1 protein-coding gene is annotated in these 22,610 nt (G+C 67.6%); it reads left to right on the top strand.

Annotation, left to right across the window (positions count from 1 at the left end):
* Positions 1 to 22,512, top strand: coding sequence for a hypothetical protein (locus C7T91_RS33980; protein WP_201742286.1), 22,512 nt, complete (start codon positions 1 to 3; stop codon positions 22,510 to 22,512).
* The last annotated feature ends 98 nt before the right edge of the window (positions 22,513 to 22,610 follow it).

A 22,610-nucleotide genomic window follows, 5' to 3' on the forward strand; every position in this document is an offset into this window, starting at 1 on the left:
GTGGCGCCGCTCGCAATCGAGGCCGCCGCGCAGGCGCGCGCCATCGTGAGCCAGGCCATGGAGGACAAGCGCAAGGTTCTCGAGATGGAACTGCAGCAGGCCCGCTACGACGCGTCCCTGGCCGAACGCCGCTACGCTGCCTGCGACCCGGACAACCGGCTCATTGCCGCGGAACTGGAAAGGCGATGGGAAGGGCGCGGGCGGGCTTTTCGCCGGCGTGGCGATCTTCCTCAGCGCGGCCAAGGTCGGCGGCGCGGTAGGTGCGTCGTCGACGGCACGGTAACCACGGCCAGCGGCATCAGCGTCACCGCGACCGGCAAGAATGTCGCCCAGACCGAAACCCTGGCGGTGGCCATCGGCTCGCTCGGCGGCTCGGGCACCGGGTCGTCTGCACGGATCACCTCCGCGGCCAATGTCACGGCTTCGGTGGGCACCGGCGCGAGCCTGACCACCGGCGGCGCCGTGCTGGTCCAGGCGACCGGCGAAAACGAGGCGACCAGCAGTTCCGATGCCGGCTCCGGCGGGCTTCTGGGGATTGCGGCAGCCGTGCTCGAGTCGGTGGTCGGCGGCGGCGTCTATGCCAGCCTGGACGGCTCCGTGACCGGCGCCTCCTCGCTGCAGGTGCTGGCCTCGGGCGACAACCGCGCCGACAGCGACGCGCTGGCGATCTCCATCGGCCTTGCGGCCGGGGCGGGCGCCGATGCCTATGCCGAGGTGTCCGACACGGCGGATGTCGAGGCCACGGTCGGCTCCAATGCGGTGATCAACCTGCCCTCGAGCGGCACGGTCGAGGTCGATGCCGAGGCCTATAACCGCGCCTGGGCGGATGCAGATGGCGGCTCGGGCTCGCTCGCGGTGTCGATCGCGGTGATGTTCCCCGAAGCCAAGATCGCCGGCGGGGTGCTGGCGGAATTCGACGGGGAAATGGTCAATGACGGCAGCATCGCCGACAGCCTGACCGTGACGGCGAGCGCCGACAACCTGGCCGACGCGGATACCTCGATCACCTCGATCAGCCTGCTCGGCGCCGGGTCCGGCGCCAAGGCGATCGCGACGATCACCTCGGCGGCGGATGTCATCGCCGGGCTCGGCGCCTCGGCCGCGGTCGCGGCACGGCTGGTCACGGTCAATGCCAGCCATGTGGGCGCGAAGAACAAGGCCGATGCGCGGGTGGACTCCGCCGGCGGGGCGCTCTTGGCCTCGGTGTCTGTGGTGAGTTCCGAAGCTTCGGTCGGCGGCAGCGTGATCGCCAAGATGGATGGCGAGATCACCTCTTCCACGGATGTCAGCATCACCTCCTCAGGCGAGCATATCGCCATCGCCGACACCAATGTCGCCGGCGGCGGGCTGGTCGGATACAACTCGGCGAGTTCCTATGCCGAAGTGACCGACGCGGCGTCGACCGAGGCGAATGCGGCGGCGGGCTCCAGCATCAGCGCGAGCGGCGTCGTGGTGTTCGAGGCGGCGGGCACCAGCACGGCCAATGCGGATTCCGACGCTGCGACCGGCGGGTTCATCGCCATCGGGTCGACCTTGCCGAGCGCGGCCGTGGAGGCCGACACCCGGGCCGATATCCGCGCCGACATTGCCGGGGCGGACACGATCCGCGTCGAGGCGATCGGCAGCAACCGGGCCGAGGCGATCTCGAACGCAGTGAGCGGCGGGCTGGGTGCGGGGAACAACGCCAATGCATACGGCACCATCACCTCCGCGTCGCAGACCATCGCGCGGATCGGCTCGGAATCGGATATCGACGCGCCGAATGCCGGTCTCGTCGTGCGGTCCACCGCCGATAACGAGGCGATCGCCAAGACCCAGACCACCACGGGCGGCCTTGTCGCGGTGTCTTCCGCGACACCACAGGCGGATTCGTCCGGCTATACGGCGGCCGAACTGCTCGGCAATGTCCAGCATGGCGCGGGCGAGGCCGGCGCGGCGACGATCACCGTCCTGGCGCAGGGCACCGAAGCTGCGGTCGCGAATGTCGAATCCGTCGGCGGCGGCCTGGTCAGCGCGCAGGACTCCGAGGCGCAGGCCAGGACCGGCGGCGTCACCGAGGCGCAGATCGCCGGCAGCAACCGCGACATCGTCGCGACCGGCGACATCGTGGTCACCGGGCTCGGCCAGACCGATGCCGATGCCACCACCAAGTCGAGCGGTGGCGGCGGCGTCAACATCAACGAATACGAAGGCAGCGCCTCGGCCTCGACCGCGGTCAATGTCTCGGTCGGCGCCAATTCGCTGGTCAAGTCGATGACCGGCCTCGTCAAGATCAGCGCCCAGCACAACGTCCCGCAGGAGGAACTGTCCGACGGCAGCTTCGACGCGGGCTCGGTCAGCAGCGACACGATCACCTTCGGCGCGTCGCACGGGCTCGATACCAACCAGACCGTGGTCTACAACAGCAATTCCCAGACCGAGATCGGCGTGGTCAGCAGCAGCGACCTGGAGGATGGCGAGACCTACACGGTGATCGCGACCTCGCCGACGACGCTGCAGATCGGCGCGGCCTTCCAGGCCGATGCCGAGTCGATCGACCTGGTGAACGACACGATCACCTTCCCGGTGGCGCACAACCTGCGCGACGGCGACCGGGTGACCTTCGTTTCGGCCGGCGGCGATGCGGTCGAGAAGCTGGTCAATGGCAGCACCCAAGTGGCGACCGGCATCCAGTACGATGTCGTGGTGATCGACGACCTGACGATCAAGCTTGCCGAGACCAATGCCCCGGCGAACGAGGACATCTCGGTCGCGGCCAGCCTGATCGACACGGACTCGGTGAACGTCTCGCATAATTTCGAGCTGAACGACGCGGTGACCTACATTCCGCTCGGGGACAAGTTCACCTTCACCGCCGATCTGGTCGACGTGAATGTCGCCGAGCAGAGCTTCGATGACGGCACCTTCCAGGCGCCGGTCCGCGATGGCAACGGCGACACCGTGCAGGTGGCGTCGAACAACAACATCTTCATCGGCGACAACAGCTTCTCCGAGAACGACAAGGTGGTCTACACGGTCGACTCGCCGACCCTGACCGCCAGCTTCACCTACGAGGCCAATGGCCAGCTCAACGACGTTCCGGTGGACTACGTCCGCAACGGCAACGTCGTGGAAGTGGTGCGCAGCGACGGCGGCAGCTGGATCGATGACGGCTTCCTCGCGGGCAGCGACGTCACCGTCACGGACAGCTCGGGCGCGAACGGCGTCTATGGCGTCACCGCCGTGACGACCGACACGCTGCTGCTCGACGGCACCGACGCCGTTTCGCTGGAAGCAAACGTGGTGGAGGGCACCTTCACCTTCGACCGCGACGAGACCTTCTCGGGCATTGCCTTCGAATTCGTCCGCGACGGCGCTTCGGTGCTGGTCACGCGGCTCGACGGCGGCAGCTGGATCGATGACGGCTTCGACGATGCCGGGGCCGATCTGGTGATCTCCGGCGGCACCGGGGCGGATGGCAGCTACACGATCGACGCGGTGACCGACACGGCCATCACGATCAGCGACGGCACCGACCTGGTGGACGACATCGAAGCGCGCCGGGTCGTGGCCGAGATGACCTTCGAGGGCCGCCAGCTCTTTGCCGGGATCGATGTCGACTATGTCCGCGACGGCAGCGCGATCGAGATCGTGCGCCAGGACGGCGGCAGCTGGCTGGATGACGGCTTCGACGCGGCGGGCGAGGACCTGGTGGTCAGCGCCAGCCCGGGGGCGAGCGGCACCTACACGATCGACAGCGCCACGGCGGATACGCTGACGATCAGCGACGGCGCGGATCTGCTGGACGACATCCAGGCGACGGTCGTCATTTCCGACATGACCTTCGACGGCACCTCGGTCTCCGGGCTGGCCGTGGACATCCTGCGCGACGGCGCGACGGTGCAGCTGGTGCGCGGCGCCGGCGACTGGACGGCGGACGGCTTCGCCATCGGCGAGGAGGTCATCATCTCCGGCGGCACCGGGGCGGACGGCACCTACCTGGTCTCCGGGGCGACGGCGACGACCCTGACCCTGGCCGACGACATCAACGCGGTGGACGACATCCCGGCCACCTCCTTCGTGGCGGGCTTCTCCTTCGATGCCGATGCCACCGGCGACACGCTGACCCGCACCGACGGCCGGACCTGGATCGCCGACGGGCTGACCAATGGCGACAGTTTCGACATCTCGGGCGCAGGCGCGCTCGACGGCACCTACACGATCGTCAGCGGCGCCGACAGCAGCACGGTGCTGCTGACCACGTCCAACGGCTTCGTCGACACGGCGGTGGCTTCGGCAACCGCGACCCGCGGCGACGTCACCGGTGATTTCAGCCAGTATGACCGGGTCACCCGCGATGACGGCCGCAGCTGGGAAGCGGACGGCTTCACCGACGGCCAGGCCTTCGAGCTGTCGAATTCCGGCGGCCGCGACGGCGTGTGGCAGATCCTCGGCGGCGCCTCGACTTCCACGGTCGTGCTGACCACCGCAACCGGCTTTGCCGACGGGTCCGAGACCGATGTCCGGGCCGACCGTGGCGACGGCGCCGGGCTGGGCTTTGCCAGCGGCGACTTCCTGCAGCCGCTCGACGGCGACACGATCACCCGCAATGACGGCCGGACCTGGGCCGATGACGGCTTCCAGGCCGGCGACGTGATCACCGTGACGGGCACCGCCGACTACAACGGCGTCTACGAGATCGGCTCGATCAACGGCGACACGATCAAGCTGACCGAGGCCGGGGTGCTGGCCGACGGCACGGTGGCCGATGTCTCGATGAGCCGGACGGTGCGGCTGCTGACCGCCGACATGACCTTCGACGGCGATGCCGGCGGCGACAGCATCACCCGCGACGACGGCTTCACCTGGGCCGATGCCGGGCTGTCGAACGGCGACACCTTCACCATCGCCGGGGCAGGGGCGGGTTTCGACGGCAGCTACACGATCCTGTCGGGCGCGGCCACGGGCACGGTCGTGCTGACCAGCTCCAATGCCTTCGGCGACGGGTCCTTCTCGGGCGTCGAGGCCTTTGAGGGCGATATCGACGGTGCCTTCGACCAGCCCGCCACCGGCGACCGGATCACCCGCACCGACGGGCGCGACTGGGCCGATGACGGCTTCACGAATGGTTCGACCGTCACGATCACGAATGCCGGCGCCTTCAATGGCACCTACACGATTTCGGACGGCGACAGCAGCGCGACGATCACGCTGTCGGCCAGCGGCCTGTTCTCGGCCGACGGCACCGAGGCGGGCACCGCCTCGCGCGATCCGGCGACGACCGGCGATTTCAACCAGTCGGTGGTTGCCGACCGGATCACCCGCAACGACGGCAAGACCTGGACCGAAGCCGGATTCGCCGACGGCGCGACGATCACGCTCTCGACCAACCCGATGCAGGAATTCACCATCGTCAGCGGGGCAGCGACCTCGACGATCCTGCTCGACGTCTCGGGCGCGCTGGCCGACGGCACGCAGGTGGCGACCGCACGGGTGCAGGAGGGCGCGATCGGCGGCCTGACCAACGGCGAGACCTACCGCATCGCCGAAATCACCAATGACGGCACCAGCATCAAGCTCAAGCGCAACGACTTCCTCGACGATATCGACATCGATTTCGTGCGCTTCGGCAACGGCACGGTGCAGGTGGTCCGCAACGATGGCGGCGACTGGCTGGAGGACGGCTTCGGCACCGTCGCGGGCGAGACCGTCCGCGTCATCATCAGCGACAGCAACAGCTCGAACGGCACCTTCATCATCTCGGCGGCCACTGCCAGCACGCTGACGCTGGCCAGCGACGCGACCAGCACCAGCACGGTCGACGCCACGATCCTGAACGGCGTGCAGCTCGATTTCATCGACAACACCGGCAGCAACAACGACGCGATCCACCGCGATGACGGCCGCAACTGGAATGCCGACGCCTTCGCCAACGGCTCCTCGATCACGCTCAGCGGCTACGGGGCCGGGCGCGACGGCACCTACACCATCGTCAGCGGGGCCGGATCGACCACGATCGTCGTCAACTCGACGGGGCTGACGGCGGGCACCAATATCGGCGGCGGGACGGTTACGCTGAACGGAACCTTCACCGCCGATTTCGACCAGCCGGTTCTGGCGCTCGATCCTTCGGTTGCGGATGACGAGACGCTGCACACGCTGCAGCCCTACGAGGACCAGGCGCTGCCGGGGCTCGTCGAGGGCCGGACCTATTACGTGGTCAGCCCCGACAGCGGCAACAGCTTCAAGCTGGCCGCGACGCCGAACGGGGTGGCGCTGCCGCTCAATACCGGCGGCTTCACCTCGGGTCCGCACCGCTTCGTGGTGCAGGGGATCGATTTCAGCGATACCGGCAGCGGCGAGAAGCAGGTCGTGCTGAACCTGACCAACGGATCGGGCACGCAGTATTTCGACCTGCAGGGTGCGGGCAACTTCATCGGAGCGCCCTCGGGCGACGGGGTGGTCACCGCCTCGGCCTCGGGCGGCGGCGGCGGCTTCATCGACGTGCAGAAGGCGGATGCCGCCACCAGCGTGACGGTGAGCGGCACCATGACGGTCGGCACCGGCGCGGTGATCGAGGGCAACACGGTCGTGGTCGGCTCGGACATCCGCGGCTCGACCAAGGCGATCTCGTCGAATACCGGCGGCGGCTTCGTCTCGGTGGGCGACGCCAACGGCAAGGCCGACATCGATGTCGACAGCACGCTGACCGTCGCCGAGGATGCCGTGCTGCGCGCCACCGGCATCGCCGAGGACAGCTATGAATACGAGCCCGGCGTCTTTGCCGAAGAGGGTGACGTGATCGTCAAGGGCAATGTCGTGGCCGCGGGCGACAGCTTCGCCTCGACCAATTCGGGCGGGCTGGGCGCCGGGGTGGATTCCCGGGCGCGGACCCGGATAGGGTTCGACAACGCGGTCGATATCGACGGCGCGCTCGAGGCGGCCGGGACGCTGAGCGTGCTGGGCGTCACCGACGTGACCGGCGACGTGAACGCCAAGGCCACCGCCGCCGGGCTCGGCGCGGATTCCGACGCCAACGACACCGACGACCAGGGCGTGCGGATCGGGGTGAACAACGGCTTCGACGCCGACACCATCGTCACGCTGCTCGACAACGCGGCACTTGCGGGGACCGCGGTCATCGTCTCCTCCACCAACCGGATCGACGCGCGGGCCGATGCACGGTCTCGTGCCACGGCGCTGGGGGCGGATTCCGATGCGCGCGGCGACATCTATGTCGGCGGCAGTGCCCAGACGGTCCTGCGCGAGGGATCGAGCATCATCGGCGACGAGACGGTGCTGCTGAAGGCGATGTATGACGATATCGATCTCCTGGCCGATCCCTTCGCCAAGACCAGCGGCGTCGGCGGCGACACCGACTCGCGCGCCAATATCGGCGTGAACACCGAGTCCAAGGTGATCGGCGAGGACGAGTCCGTCATCAAGACGGCGCGGCTGGACGTCCAGTCGCTGATCGACGTCATCCGCTTTGACCGGGATCCGACTCGCGACGGGGCGGCCTTCGACAGCGGCAATACCAGCCAGGGCGGCTATGCGACCTTCCAGCGCGAGATCTTCTGGGAATCGACCGTCAAGATGCTGGGCGAGCCGAACCCGCTGCTGATCGTCGACGATACCGGCAAGATCCTGCAGCTGCGCAACATCGAGTTCCTTGGCGGCAATGCCGGCAAGGAGGTCGGCCAGACGCTGACCGGCGAGATCGAACTGGCGGATATCGTCTATGACACGACCGGCTCTGCGGAATTCCTGGCCACGGGGGGGCAGAGCTTCGACGGCCTGTCGACGCCGACCGACCAGATCTGGGGCAATGCCGGGCTCTTCGAGATCCAGCGCTCCTGGGACTCGGTCTATATCGAGAATGCCAGCGCGCTCGACCTGCTGGTGAACCGGATCGACACGCTGCTTGACGGCTCGGACGTGCTCGAAGATGACGATCCGGCCGATATCGAGATCAAGGTCACCAGCGTGCCCGGCCCGGTCGACAACCCGGCGGACGACATTTCGCTCGATACGGTGGCGAATAACGGCCAGGGCGAGGATGACGGCGTCACCTTCGAGTTCAACGTCCTGAACAACTGGGTGCGGCCGCTCGTCGACATCCTCAATGTCATCGATGACGATCCGACCGGCTCGGACATCTATCTCAACGGCTGGATCGAGAACCCGATCGGCATCACCACGGTGCGCAACGAGCGCGGCAGCATCCTGTCGGATGCGGACAAGGAGCTGATCCGCACCTCCGAGATCGATCTCGATGCCACCGGCTCGATCGGCTTCGTCGGCGACACCGACACCTTCGTCGATGCCCATGGCTATGGCGACGAGGCGATGGTCAGCGCCACCAACGACCGCACGCCGATCGCCATCGAGCTGGTCCGCTGGCGCGATGCCAGCGAGGGCATCGCCGAGGGCGAGACCGCGGCGGATCTGGATCCGGGCGAGCTGGACCTGACGCCGAGCATCCCGGCCGGCAAGCTCTTCGAGCCCGATATCGAGGCCGATGCGGGCGGCGACGTGGTGCTGGATCTGGCCTATATCGATCTGGCGGACGCGGTTCTGGGCGGCGATCTCTCGCAGGATGCGGAGATCCGCCATATCCGCGCGGGCGACGACGTGTCCCTTGTGATCAACGACATGCAGGAGGCCAATGACGAGGGCGATGTCCCGGGCCTGACGGTGTATGACCGCGGCAGTTCGCCGGAACTCGTCCTGGCCACCGACCATTTCCGTCCGAACAAGGGCGGTCCGGCCTATGACGGCATCCTGCGCGCCACCAACCAGGAGCGCACGGCGGCCAGCGTCACGGCGATCGACTCCACCTGGATCTTCGAGGACGTGCGCGCGGGCGATGACATCGACATCGGCCACATCACCACGACCAGCGGCTATTTCGGCGACGAGCCGCGCCAATACGACACGACCTCGATCGGCGGGTCGCAATACGGCGCCGCGATCAGCTCGGCCGCGCCGCTGACCACGGTCAATTTCGAAATCGTCACCGATGTCGCCTGGAGCGGCGGCACGGTCGACAATGCCGAACAGACCGAGCAGATCTTCCTGACGACCAACGGCTACATTCTGGCCGAGGAACGCACCGGCGACATGCTGGTCGGCCACATCAACTCGACCGGCGCGGACGTGACGCTCGACAGCGGCGTGCTGATCCTCGATGCGGACGGCGCGCCGGGGGTCGATGTGTCCGGCGTCAACATCACGCTGAATTCCGGCGTGGTGACCCAGGGCACCGGCGGCCTGCATGGCGGCATCGGCGGGGAGAGCGACTTCCTCGAGATCGATGTCGACACCGCGGGCGGCGGCACCGGCAAGCTCGACGCCTTCGACACGGCGGCGTCTTCGAGCCATGGCGGCATCTTCATCGACGAGCTCGACGGCGACCTGCGGATCGGCATCGTCGAGACCGTGGAGAATGTCGCGCTGCGCACCGTCGACGGCTCGGTGATCGACGCCGACGACGAGACCGATGCCGACGTGATCGGCGACAGCATCGACATCGATGCCAACGGTGCCGGGGCGACGATCGGCACGGTGTCGAACGACCTCGACATCGACTCGCGCAACGGGCTCGACCAGGCGGCCTTTGCCGATGCGGATCTCGATGACGAGGGCGACGTGATCGACGATGTCGCGCTCGAGGCCTCGAACGGCATCTTCCTGACCGAGACCGATGGCGCGCTGCGCCTGGTGCTCGCCCATGCGCTGGCCGGGAACATCCGGCTGACCGTGCGCGAAAGCTCCGAGACCGACGGCGACACGCTGACCGGGCCGGATGGCGAGCATCTCTATGTCGAGGACAGCGGCACCGCCCGCTTCGCCGAAAGCAACAAGCGCGATCCCGGCCGGCAGACCGACGGGGTGCGCGAAATCGCGAACGGCACGATCTTCGCCGAGGCGGGGTCGGTCACGCTCTATGTCGGCGACAACATCGCCTTCGACGCCAATGCCGACATCCTGGCGGCGGGCGGCATCACGATCTTCGGCGACGCGGCGCAGATCGACGGCTCGACCGCGCTGCCCGGCGGCGATCCCGACGAGGGCCATGGCTCGACCATGATCCTGCGCGGCAGGATCATCGCCAATGCGACGGTGGTGCCGGGCAATGACGGCTACAGCCCGGGCGAGAACGGCAGCCTTCTGGCGCCCGGCAGCGGCGATCCGGCGATGGGGACGGCAACGCCGTCCTACGGCGCCCCGGCCGCGATGACGCTGATCTACGGCAATGACGATGTCGACACGATCCAGTTCGGCGATCCCTCCGGCGACACCGGCGGCACCTCGCAGAACGATGACGGCTTCATCTTCCTCGGCTCGATGACCCGCGCCTACGGTTCGCAGGACGACACCGACTCCACCGGCGATGACGGCCAGGACCGGATGATCGTCTACTACCTGCAGGACACCGCCACCGTGACCTCGCCCGCGCAGCTCGACCTGCTCGAGGCGCTCGGGCGCGAAAATGCGCTGCACACGCTGACCCTCGACGGCCAGGCCGATACCGACACCTACGAGGTCCACACGCTGGGGTCGCAGGGCGATGCGCGCAACTACATCATCAACGTGCTCGATACCGGGGACGAGGATGACGGCGTTGACACGCTCGACATCTTCGGCCGCGATTCCGAGATCGACCCGCTGGCCCCGGATGCGGTGGACGACATCTTTGTGATGCGCGCCGCCGAGAGCCTGCCGGGCGAGACCGCGGACCGGCCCGGCTATGTCGCGATGCTGCACGGCACGCTCGATCCCTATGCCGATGTCATCCCGGCCAACGAAGACAGCGCCGAGGTGCAGCGGATCACCTACGATACCGGCCTGAACGGGCGGCTGACCGTCGAAGGGCAGGGCGGCAACGATGCGTTCTTCTCCGACGACGTGACCGTGATCGCCACCTATGACGGCGGCACCGGAAACGACACCTTCCAAATCGGCCAGATCTTCGGCGCGAACCGCAATGTCGAGGACGGCAACCTGCTCGCCGAGGACGAGTTCCCGGCGCTGGTGCCGACGACGCGCGGCTGGCTGAGCCGCGGCTCTTCCGCCCCGGTCCTCGCCCAGGGCGGCAGCGGCAACGACACGTTCCGGGTCTATTCCAACCAGGCCGAGCTGCGGCTCGAAGGCGACGACGACAACGACCTGTTCATCGTCCGTGCCTTCGCCATCGCGGCGACGACCGATTTCGACTGGAACAATGACGGCACCATCGATGTCCTGGATCTCGATGTCGGGCGCGCCCTGCTGACCCATCTCTACGACGTGGTCGAAGGCGCGAATTTCGACTACGAGGGCCTCGACGGCGACGGGCTGCCGCTCGGCGACGACGTCAAGTCCGCCGATGCGATGGCCACGCTCGACCAGTCCATGCTGGAGAGCCTGGGCGTCTCGGTGGCCGACGGGGCCGCGGCGGCGGCCTATGTCACGGCGCTGGCCGGCGGGCTCCATACCGGCGATGACGACATCGACGGCGCGCCGATCTATGCCTTCGACACCAATGGCGACGGCGGGATCAACTTCCTCGATATCTTCCTGACCCAGGAGGACACGACCGACGACGTGATCGTGCTGGATGACGAAGGCGTCGCCAGCCCGCAGATCGGACTCGGATTCTCGGTCGCGCAGGCGCCCGACATCCGCGCCGGCGGCGGCCAGGACGAGGTGCGCTACAACATCAACGCGCCGGTCTCGGTCGAAGGCGGCACCGGCTTCGACAAGCTGGTGATCCTCGGCACCGAGTTCGCCGACGACATCGCGATTACCGAGGACGGCGTCTTCGGCGCCGGGCTGAACGTGCGCTATTCCACCGTCGAGGTGGTCGAGGTCGACGGGCTGGAGGGCGACGACAAGTTCTATGTCCGCTCCACCGCCTTCGGCGTGGCCTACCGGGTGATCGGCGGCCTCGGCTCCGACATCATCAACGTGGCGGGCGACGTCCAGGAGGACATCATCACCCGCGAGCTCGAGGGCGTCTCGGGCGCGGCCGACCATCTGGTGCAGTCCGACGGCGACATCTTCTATGACGGGCTGGTCGCCGACGGGCTCGACTACAACGTGACGACCGACGGCCAGGGGCTCGTGGTGATCGACGAGGGTGATGACGGCTTCACCGCGGTGCGCGAAGGCGAAACCGGCGGCAGCTCGGTCGACAGCTACAGCGTGCGGCTTGCGCGCAAGCTGACCGGCAGCGAGGTGGTCTATGTCACCGTCTCGGCGGCCCGCTCGCCGCAGGACGAGCGCGACGAGGCCTTCGCCAATCCGGCGGGGCTCGATGGCGGCCCGGGCGACACGATCTGGGTCTCCACGGCCAATCCGGCGGGCGCGACGACCGGCAATGCCGGCATCTACGGCGTCGACTACCTGGAGAACGGCACGGAGGCCTATGACGTCTTCCTGCGCGACTTCACGCTCGACGGCGATGATCTTGCGGTGGCGAACCGCGCCGTGGTGCTGCGCTTCGACGCGTCGAACTGGGATCTGGCCCAGGATGTCCATCTCTGGGCGGTCGACGATGCCCGCGCCGAGGGCGACCGCGTCGTGGTGGTCCAGCATTCGGTGATCTCGACGACCTCGGCGGATTACGATGCGGTCGACGTGCGCAATGTCGAGGTGGAGCTGCGCGACAACGACACGCCCGGCGTTCTGGTGATCGAGGCCGATCCGGACAGCGTGACGGTCGACGGCGACGGCAATGTCGACGGCTATGTCGAGGACGGCCGCACCCTGACCATCGAGGGCGATGCGACGACCGGCTTCGGCGACATCGTGCTGGTCAAGCTCGCCAAGGAGGTGGAGTCCGGCCAGGTGGTCATCAAGGTCAACCTGGGCGACCTGACCGGCAACCCGGACCTGAAGGCGCTGACCGACCAGGCCGTGACGCTGGAGAACGTGGCCGGCAGCAGCCGCTTCGACGCGGCGACCGGCACGATCATCTTCGACAACACTGCGGCACGGAACTGGGACAAGGCGGTCGCGATCCGCATCGTCCCGGTCGATGACGACATCCGCGAGGATCCGCAGACCGGCGTGCTGAGCTTCGGCCAGAATCTCGGCAGCTTCGGCCAGAACGACCTCTATGGCGATACCGGCCTGACCGTCGGCATCGGCGATCCCGAGGGAGATCTGCCCGACAATATCCGCCTGACGCTCTCTGGCGGCGGCTGGGTCGCGGGCGGCGTCGAGGTCGGCGAGATGCTGACCATCACCGGCATCGCAGGGCTGACCTCTGGCGAGGTGATCGGCTTCGAGGATGCCGGGCTGACCGCCGTTCTGAGCGAGACGGATGCGGGCGGCACGCTCGCCGGCACCTATTCCGCGGCGGAGGCGGTGCGCGACGCGCCCGAGGGTCCGCTCGGCACCGATGACACCTTCGTCTTCCCGAACCTGCGTTCGGGCACCGGGCTCCTCGACATCGAGGTGATCGACGACGAGACCCCCGGCGCGGTGGTGCTGGAATCCGGCCGCGACACGGTGCTGGTCCCGGCCACGGCCACGGGCGGCATCTTCGACTTCACCGCGACCACGGTCACGGCGCTGGAGGACGGCTTCGACTGGCTGGCCGAAGGCTTCGATGTGGGCGACCTGATCGAGCTGTCGGGCACCGGCGGCAATGACGGCACCTACGAGATCGGCAGCCTCTCGGGCGCGGTCCTGACGCTGGAGGCCGCTCCGGCCGATGCCGGAACGCTGACGAGCTTCGCCTCGACCGGCTCCGGCCTCTATGCCCGCATCCTGTCCGAAGACAGCGGCACGCAGTCCGACACCTACAAGCTGCGCCTGACGCAGGAGCCGAGCGACGACGTCACCGTCTCGGTCATCACTGACGGGCTGGCCGACGTGACGGCGATCGACCGCAACGGCGACGGCGATTTCGACGATGCCGGCGAGACCATCGGGGCGGATGACTACGTGACCATCGGCGGGCTGCGCGCGCAGCAGCTCTTCACCGGCACCATCCTCTTCGACAGCGAGGGCGGCCGCACCAGCCTGGTCCGCGGGGCGGATTCCGATTTCGGCAGCTTCCTCAACGAGGGCTGGGCCGCGGGCGACCTCATCGAGATCGCGAACACGCTGGATCCGGCGCTCGACGGGATCACCTTCGAGATCTTCTCGGTCGCCGATGACAAGATCGTGCTGGTACAGGATCCTGTGGCCGGCGCAGCGGCGACGGTGGAGAACGTGCTGCTGTCGAAGCTGGTGGAGCGCGACATCTGGTTCGGCGACGTGACCTTCGAGACCGACGAAAGCGGCGCGATCCGCATGGTCCGCACCGAGGCCTTCGTCGATACCACCGGGCTCGACGTCAACGATCCGGACGTGCTGGACAGCCTCGGCATTCCGGGCGATCCGAATTTCGATCCGAACTGGGAGGTCCAGGGCTTCCTCGGCGAGGGCTTCGTCGAAGGCATGCGGGTGCGCATCTTCAACACGGCCCTTGATGCCGATCCGTCGGACTACGTCGATGCCAAGATCGCGATCATCCGCGGCTTCAATGCCACCAAGGACCATACGATCCAGTTCACTTTCGAAAACAACGAGGATTTCGATGCGTCCTGGCTCGACCTTGACAGCGGCAGCGCGGTCAGCATCGAGCTGAACCGGATCGCGGTGCAGGCGGTCTTCGCGCCGAACCCCGAGGATCCGATGGCGCCGGTGCCCGAGAACCTGTGGCACCAGTTCCAGACCGTGGAGCTGACGGCCGATCCGTTCTACGACGTGCCGACCACCCGCGAGGGCGTGAAGATCTTCCCCGTCAAGCCGCACCGCCTGAGCGACCTGCGCGGTCCGCTCGCGGTCGAGGGCGGTCCCTCGGGGGCCGACCGCTCGCTGTCGAACGGCGTCAAGCTGCCGGGCGAACTGGACGATTTCCTGATCGCCATCGGCACCCAGGCGCCGGAGAGCCAGCAGATTGACGTGCTGAACATCTTCAATGACGGCAGCTGGGCGGACACCTCCGGCGTGCTGACCGAGACGACGCTCTCGGGCTTCGGGATGGGGCCGGATCTGGTCTTCCCCTTCGTGCAGGGGCCGCTCTTCGGCGAAGGCGCCGAGGACCAGGGACCGGTGACGCTGACCTATCCGGGCGGCATCAGCTTCGGCAAGGTGAACTTCGGCAGTTCGGGCGTCAGCAACGATGCCCAGGTCTCGACCATCGAGGTCGTCAACCTGATGCTCGGCGTCGGCAACGACTATCTCGAGGTCGAGGGCACGCTGAACCCGGCGCCCTTCGTCCAGGCGCAGAACGCGTTCGAGGCGATCGAGGGCTGGAGCGATCCGGATTACGAATTCCTGATCGGCGATGTCGATGACGACGGCCTGCCCGCCGCCGGCCTGAACGAAGACCTGCAGGGCAAGCTGGTGATCACCCGCGAAGGCTTCGACTGGAAGGCGCAGGGCTTCCTCGTCGGCCAGGACGTGTTCTTCGTCGACGGCGAGGGCAGCGAGACGCTGCTCGGCCGGATCATCGCGATCGAGGATGCGATCGAGTATTTCGACATCAACGGCAATCCGCTGATCGATCCGGAAACCGGCGAACCCTACCGCGATCCAAACGACAATTCGCTGCTTGTGCTCGACACCGAGGCGCTCCCGGCAGGCATCGCCTTCCTCGGCGACGTCAAGCTGATCGCCAAGGACCAGCAGGTCTACGAGGTGCTCTCGGCCAGCGTGACGCTGACCAACGGCGGCGCGGCGATCCGCTGGAACAGCCAGGTGCAGCCCGGTGACCGGGCGGCGTCGAACTGGGCCGAGGCCGGGTTCCTCGAAGGCCATCTGCTGCAGGTGGGGATCGGTGCGGACCGCCAGGAATTCCGCATCGTCGAGATCGTCAGCGACCTCTCCGAAGGCGACACGATCATCGTCGCGGCCTTCCGGGACGCCGCCGACTTTGCCAGCGATGGATCGGACAATCCCTGGGCCGGCGAGGACGGAGACAGCTTCGTGCTGGAAGAGGCCTTCTGGGTGCAGAGCGACCATGGCGGGCTGACCGTGCTGCATGGCGGCGGCAATCTCTATGTCAACACCCAGGGCACCTTCGACTTCTCGACCGATGACGGCAACCAGCTGACCCGCACCGACGGGCGCGCCTGGGCCGAGGCCGGGTTCGAGACCGGGCAGATCATCCAGCTCGAGGGCGAGACCCATACCCGCGAAATCCTCGGCATCCAGGACGCGGCGCAGGCGGAGTATTTCGACCTCGGCAACGGCGAGCTGCCGACCTTCGAGACTTGGGGCGAGGGCTCGGTCCTGCTGCTGAGCGATCCGCTCGGCACGTCGGACGGCGCGGTGGTGCTGACCGCCTTCACCGGCCAGGAGATGCTGGTGAATGTCGCCGAGGCGCTGGAGACCAGCGAAGTGCTCGATGTCCGCATCGAGGTGCTGGAGCGCGGCGAGACGATCGAGACCTATGTCACGCTGATCGGGGCCAACGAAGGCGATACCTGGTCGGATCTCGGCTACCAGGTCGGCGGCGTGCTCTTCATCGAGGGCCGCGCGGGCGGCTTCCAGATCGCGGCGATCGACGGGGCGGAGCTGCAGCTGCTGAATGCGGCGCTCGGCGACTGCGCGGATGCCGACGGCACCGCGACGCTCCGGATCACCACCTATGACATCGCCCGCTCCGCGCTGCAGCGCGTCGGCGGCGACCATTTCGTGGTCACCGGCGGCGCCGGGCCGGACAGCCCGCTGGTGATCTACGGCGATACCAGCCAGGACGGCGTCTGGTATGCCGGCGAGCCGAACAGCCGGCTCGGGCTGGAATTCGGCGAGAAGCCCTTCAATCCGTTCCCCGATCTTCCCGACCAGGAGAACGAGGATGACGAATGGGTCTTCGCGCTGGCCAATCCGTTCGACCTGCACGGCAACGACATCATCGACGCCTCTGCGCTGTTCGCGGACGAGGCGGATGGCGGGGTCTTCCGTTCGGTCGGGATCACCGCCTATGGCGGCATGGGCAACGACCTGATCATCGGCTCGCAGACCGGCGACCATCTGGCCGGCGGTTCGGGCGACGACATCATCATCGGCCAGCGCGGCACCGACCACATCTACGGCGACAGCGGGTTCAACGTGAACATCCTGACCCGCGGCCTGACCGTGACGACGGTGAACCTCTCGCCGCTGCCCTCGGTCGATCCCGGCGCGCCGCGCGGCGACAGCTCGATCGATCCCTCGGCAGGCAGCCAGGTTGCCGATCTGCTCGGCAAGCGGATTGCCGACCGCACGGTCCAGGCGGCGCAGTTCGCCGCGTTCGGGGCCGTGCCGGGGGCCGGCGACGACCTGATCGAAGGTAACGGGTCCGGCACCCCGGACGGCACGCCGGACATCATCTTCGGCGACCATGGCGAGGTCGTCCAGTTCGTGATCGACCCGAACCTGCCCGATCCGGTCGGCCGCCTCTATCTGGGCGAGATCGTTCCCGACGGCATCCCGCAGAAGATCCAGACGACCTTCCTCGGCACGGTGCTCGAGATCAACTCGGTCGAGCCGCAGACCGGCGGCGACGACGTGGTCTTCGGCTCCGAGATCGACGACATCCTGATCGGCGGCGCGGGCAATGACATGCTCGACGGCGGCGAGGGCGACGACCTGATCTTCGGCGACAATGTCAACCTCAACCGCCGCGGCGGCACCGAGGGCGGCATCATCACCTCGCTGCGCTTCCAGACGCTGGCGGGCACGATGATGTATTCGCGCTCCGACCGGGCGCTGTCCGAGGGCTATGACGGCAGCGCACAGGGACCGGGAAGCGGCGTGCTGATGGTGTCGCTCGACAGCGAGGGCAACCCGATCGCGCGCGACTACCGCGATCCGAACGGCCCGGGCTGGTGGACCGAATACGAGATCGACTATGCCGAGTATCACAGCTTCGACGTGCAGGAAGGCACGACCGGCGCAGGCAGCTTCGGCAACGACTATCTCGCGGGCGGCGAAGGCCATGACCAGATCTTCGGCCAGCTCGGCAATGACGTCATCCAGGGCGACGGCTCGATCCGCGGCGCCGTGGCAACGAAGGGCGACGGCACCTCGATCGGCGCCGAGTCGGACAACCCGCTCTTCGGCGGGCTGATCCTGCCCGAGCGCTATGTCAGCGCGGCGCGCGAGCTGCCCGAGACGACCGATCCGGTCGGCGCGCTGAAGATCGTCGCGGCCACCGAGGGCGATCCGTCCAAGGACGGCAACGACTACATCGAGGGCGGCGGCGGCTGCGACACGGTGTTCGGCGGCCTCGGCCAGGATGACATCGTTGGCGGCTCCTCGAGCTTCTTCAGCCTGGTCCATCCGGATCTGCGGCCCGACGGCGAGGACATGCTGTTCGGCGGCAGCGGCGCGCGCACCGACCGCAATGACGAGCGGGCGGCGGATGACGGCACGCTGGGCTTCGAGAGCGGCCTCAACACCGACGAGGAGGACCCCGATCTCGGCGAGGACACGGTGATCGGGGCGGGCCGCAATGCCCGCGACGCCGACGTGATCCTCGGCGACAACGGCGACATCATCCGGATCGTCGGCATCAACGGCATCGACGTGCTCGACACCGATGGCGACGGCACCAACGATATCGACATCGGCAGCTACGGACCCGATGGCGCGATCTACGCGACAGCCGACGAAGCGCTCTACGGCACGAAATATCTGACGCGGTCGACGCTGTCGGTGACGGGCGGCGGCGTGGCCTTCATGACCGGCGGGCTCTACCTGGCCTATAACTACGACGTCAATCTCGACGGGTTCTCCGGGCTCACCGGAACGACCGCCAACGAAAACGTCCGCGATACCGGCTACAACGACGAGGGCGGCGAGCGGATCGTGGTCCGCGGCGCGACGCTGCTCGACTATTCGGCGGGCGGTCCGGACTATGCCGGCAGCGATGGCGTGTCCGGCAATCTCGGCAAGTTCGACCTGGATACCGACATCACGCTCGACAAGAACCTGGCGGTGCCCGAAGGCGGCGACCTGTGGCGCAGCACCTTCGGCTTCTGGTCGCTGGTCGATATCGGCGGCGGCGACGAAATCCATGGCGGCACCGGCGACGACATCGCCTATGGCGGCGGCGGCAACGACATCATCTTCGGCGATGCCGACCATGACGACATCGTCGGCGGCTGGGGCAATGACTGGATCTCGGGCGGCACCGGCAATGACGGGGTGATCGGCGATGACGGCCGCATCTTCACCAGCCGCAATACCGGCCTGAGCGATGACGGCCAGGTCAGCCTGAAGGGCAATACCCGCAGCTTCGGCAATTACGGCACCGAATTCGCCGAGGAGCTGTTCGGGGTCTGGAGCCTGCTGAATGCCGATCCGGACAGCCGCACCAGCCAGGGCATCGTGCTGAACGAAGAGGCCTATACCCCCGGCCAGGTCCAGCGCGCGCTGCTGAACCGGGCGGGCGAGCTGGTCAAGTCGGTGGATATCAGCCCCTTCGACATCATCGACAGCTCGATCGAGCGGGTGACCTCGGCCGATCCGACGTCGCACGATCCGGACTTCGCCGATGACGTGATCTTCGGCGGACTTGGCGACGACTTCCTGCATGGCGGCTCGGGCGATGACGCGATCGGCGGCCAGGAGGCGCTGCGCGACAGCTACATGGTCTGGTTCTCCGGCGACTTGCCGCAGAACAGCGCCTTCCTCGAAGACGATGAGCTCAATCCCGACAATCCGGGCACGGACGAGATGGTGCTGGTCCGCACCGACTTCACCCGGCCCTGGAATCCGGGCAACATCCTGCTCTTCGGCACCGGCGAGGACCATTGGAACGAGCCGACCCCGGTCCAGCAGCGCACCGGCGAGTTCTACCTCTATGACGAGTACGACCCGCGCCGCGTGATCCTGTTCAACGAGGACGGCACGCTGTGGAAGGGCTCGGACGACCCGTCGGGCTACCGCCAGTACTTCCTTAACGCTTATGACAACGAGGGCCTGTCGCTCTCCGGCATCACCGAGTTCGAGCCGAACGGCGACCCGGTGCTTGGCTCCGAGCGCGTCGTCCAGAGCGACGGCGACGACCGGATCTTCGGCGACATGGGCAATGACTGGATCGTCGGCGGCACCGGGCGCGACCATATCTACGGCGGCTTCGGCAATGACCTGATGAATGCCGATGACGTGCAGGGCGGGCCGGGCACCTCCTATGACGACGGGACCTTCGGCGCCGCCGACGATCCCGACGGCGACGGCGGCGACATGGGCCTGAACGACACGCCCGAGACGCATTACACCTGGGAGGACCGCGTCTTCGGCGGGGCCGGTCTGGACATCCTGATCGGCAACACGGGCGGCGACCGGCTGATCGACCATCTGGGCGAGTTCAACAGCTACATCGTGCCCTTCGCGCCCTTCGGCATCGCGACGGTCAGCCGCCAGGTGCCGCCGCAGCTCTGGGACTTCCTGACGGCGCAGGCCGCCAGCGACGGGGTCGACATGACCCGCGCCGCGGACCAGGGGGCGCTGACTGCCGACCAGGACAGCCGCTATTCGGCGGTGATCCAGCAGCAGGGCAACCCGCATGGCGAGATCGGGCTGGTGACCCAGCGCGACCACGGCTTCTGGCAGGACCAGTCCGGGCCGCCCACCGATCCTCAGGCCGGCAACATCCCCGGAGGGGCCCGCGACATCCTGCGCACGGCGGACTTCAACGACCGCTCCGGCGACGGCTTCGCGGTGGACCGCGGCAAGTTCACGGCGGAGGCGGGCGCGCTGGAAATCGCCTCCGAGACGCCGGACTCGGTCGCCTCTGCGGTGTTCCTGCTCGACGACTACAAGCCGAGCTATTTCGAGATCGTCACGGATGTGCAGGTCGACAAGCCGACGGCCGGCTGGAAGGCCAATGCCTTCGCGGTCTTCGACTACTACAGCGACAACGACTTCAAGTTCGCCGGCATCGACATTTCGACCAACAAGATCGTCATGGGCTACTATGACGAGACCGGCATCCACTATGTCCGGCAGTCGAACAAGCCGGTGCAGATCAAGCCGGACCAGACCTACCGGGTCACGGTCGCGGTGAACGGCAACAACGTCACCGTTGCGGTCGCGGGCGTGAACTACTTCGACCACGACTATGCGCCGCGCTATGACGTCTACGGCGATCCGATCCCGATGGCCCGCGGCATGGTCGGCGTGGCGATGGTCGGATCGAAGGGGCGGATCGACAACTTCAAGGTGCAGATCCTGCCGCCGGAATGGACGCTGGAGGAAACCGACGACTTCCTGCCGCCGGTGGCCGAGCTGCCGCGGGTGATCCAGTCCAGCGAATGGGCCGAGGCCTCCGGCACGCTGGTCGGCACCGCCATGGGCCCGGCGCCCGCGGTGCAGACCGTCGATCTGGGCGTCCCGCTGATGACCAACTCGATCCTCGAGATGGAGGTGGACATCGAGACCGAGGGCATGGCGGGCTTCGTCTTCGACCGCTACGACGCGTTCGACTACAAGTTCGTCGCGCTCGACACCGCCAATGACCGGGTGGTGGTCGGCCATGCCACGCCGGAGGACGGCCAGGTGATCGACGCCGCCTATGCCGTCAGTCTCGACGGGTCGGCGGTCCGGCTGAAGGTCTCGATCCAGGGCGCCGGGCTCGACATCCTGGTCAACGGCTCCGAGATCGCCTCGCACGGCTTCAATGCCGGGCTGGTCGATGGCGGCTTCGGGCTGGCGGTGATCGAGGGCGAGGCGTCCTTCTCGGAGTTCCGCCTGGCCACCAATGACCAGCAGTTCGAAGCGGCGCTGAAGCTGGCGGCGGAAAGCGTCGCGGCGCTCGACGGCGATGCCTATATCGCCGCCGATCCGGTCGATCCCGGCGACGTGCAGCGGATCTACGCGGCTGCGCTCGAAGACTGGGTCGAGGCGGGCTTCGTCACCGAGGCAGAGGCGGATGCGCTGGCCGATGTGCAGGTCGTCGTCACCGATCTCGAGGGGGCGACCCTGGCGCGGGTGCTCGACGAAAACACCATCGCCATCGACCTGACGGCGGCTGGCGCGGGCTGGAACCTCGAAGCCGATCCGGAGGACGACACCGCCTATGACAGCGGCCTGGTGTCCGGCGGGGTCGACCTGCTGACCGTGCTGCGCCACGAAATCGGCCACCTGCTCGGCTACGAGCATGACGATCTGGCAATCATGTCGGCGGAGCTCTCGGCTTCGACCCGCATCGCGGTCGATGCGGAGGACGCGCCGCCCGCAGAGGACAGCGGCACGGCAACGGTCGATCCGGCGCCGGAGGACAGCACCGATCCGGTGGTGACCGACGGCAAGGGCAATGGCCGCAAATCCGCCGCCCTGGTCTATGATCCGGAGACCGGCACGCTGGTCGACGGTGCCGAGGCAGACCAGCTCTTTGCCTCGCGCAACACCGGCGGGGCAGTGCTGGCAGGCGGCGCGGTGGCTCTGGCAGGCACCCGGCTGGCCTCTGCCAAGGCGCAGCCCGCCAAGCCGAAGCCCTTGGCAAAGGCCGCGACGGCGAAGGCGCGGGGCCTGCGCCGCTGGTTCAGCCGCTCGGCCTGACCTGACCTGACCTCGACGGGGCCGGTTTCCGCTTGGCGGGACCGGCCCTGCCGCTAGGATGCGGCCATGACATGCCCATCCGCACAGGCCCCGGGGGA

This window comes from Mangrovicoccus ximenensis (assembly GCF_003056725.1).
Taxonomy (GTDB): Bacteria; Pseudomonadota; Alphaproteobacteria; order Rhodobacterales; family Rhodobacteraceae; genus Mangrovicoccus; species Mangrovicoccus ximenensis.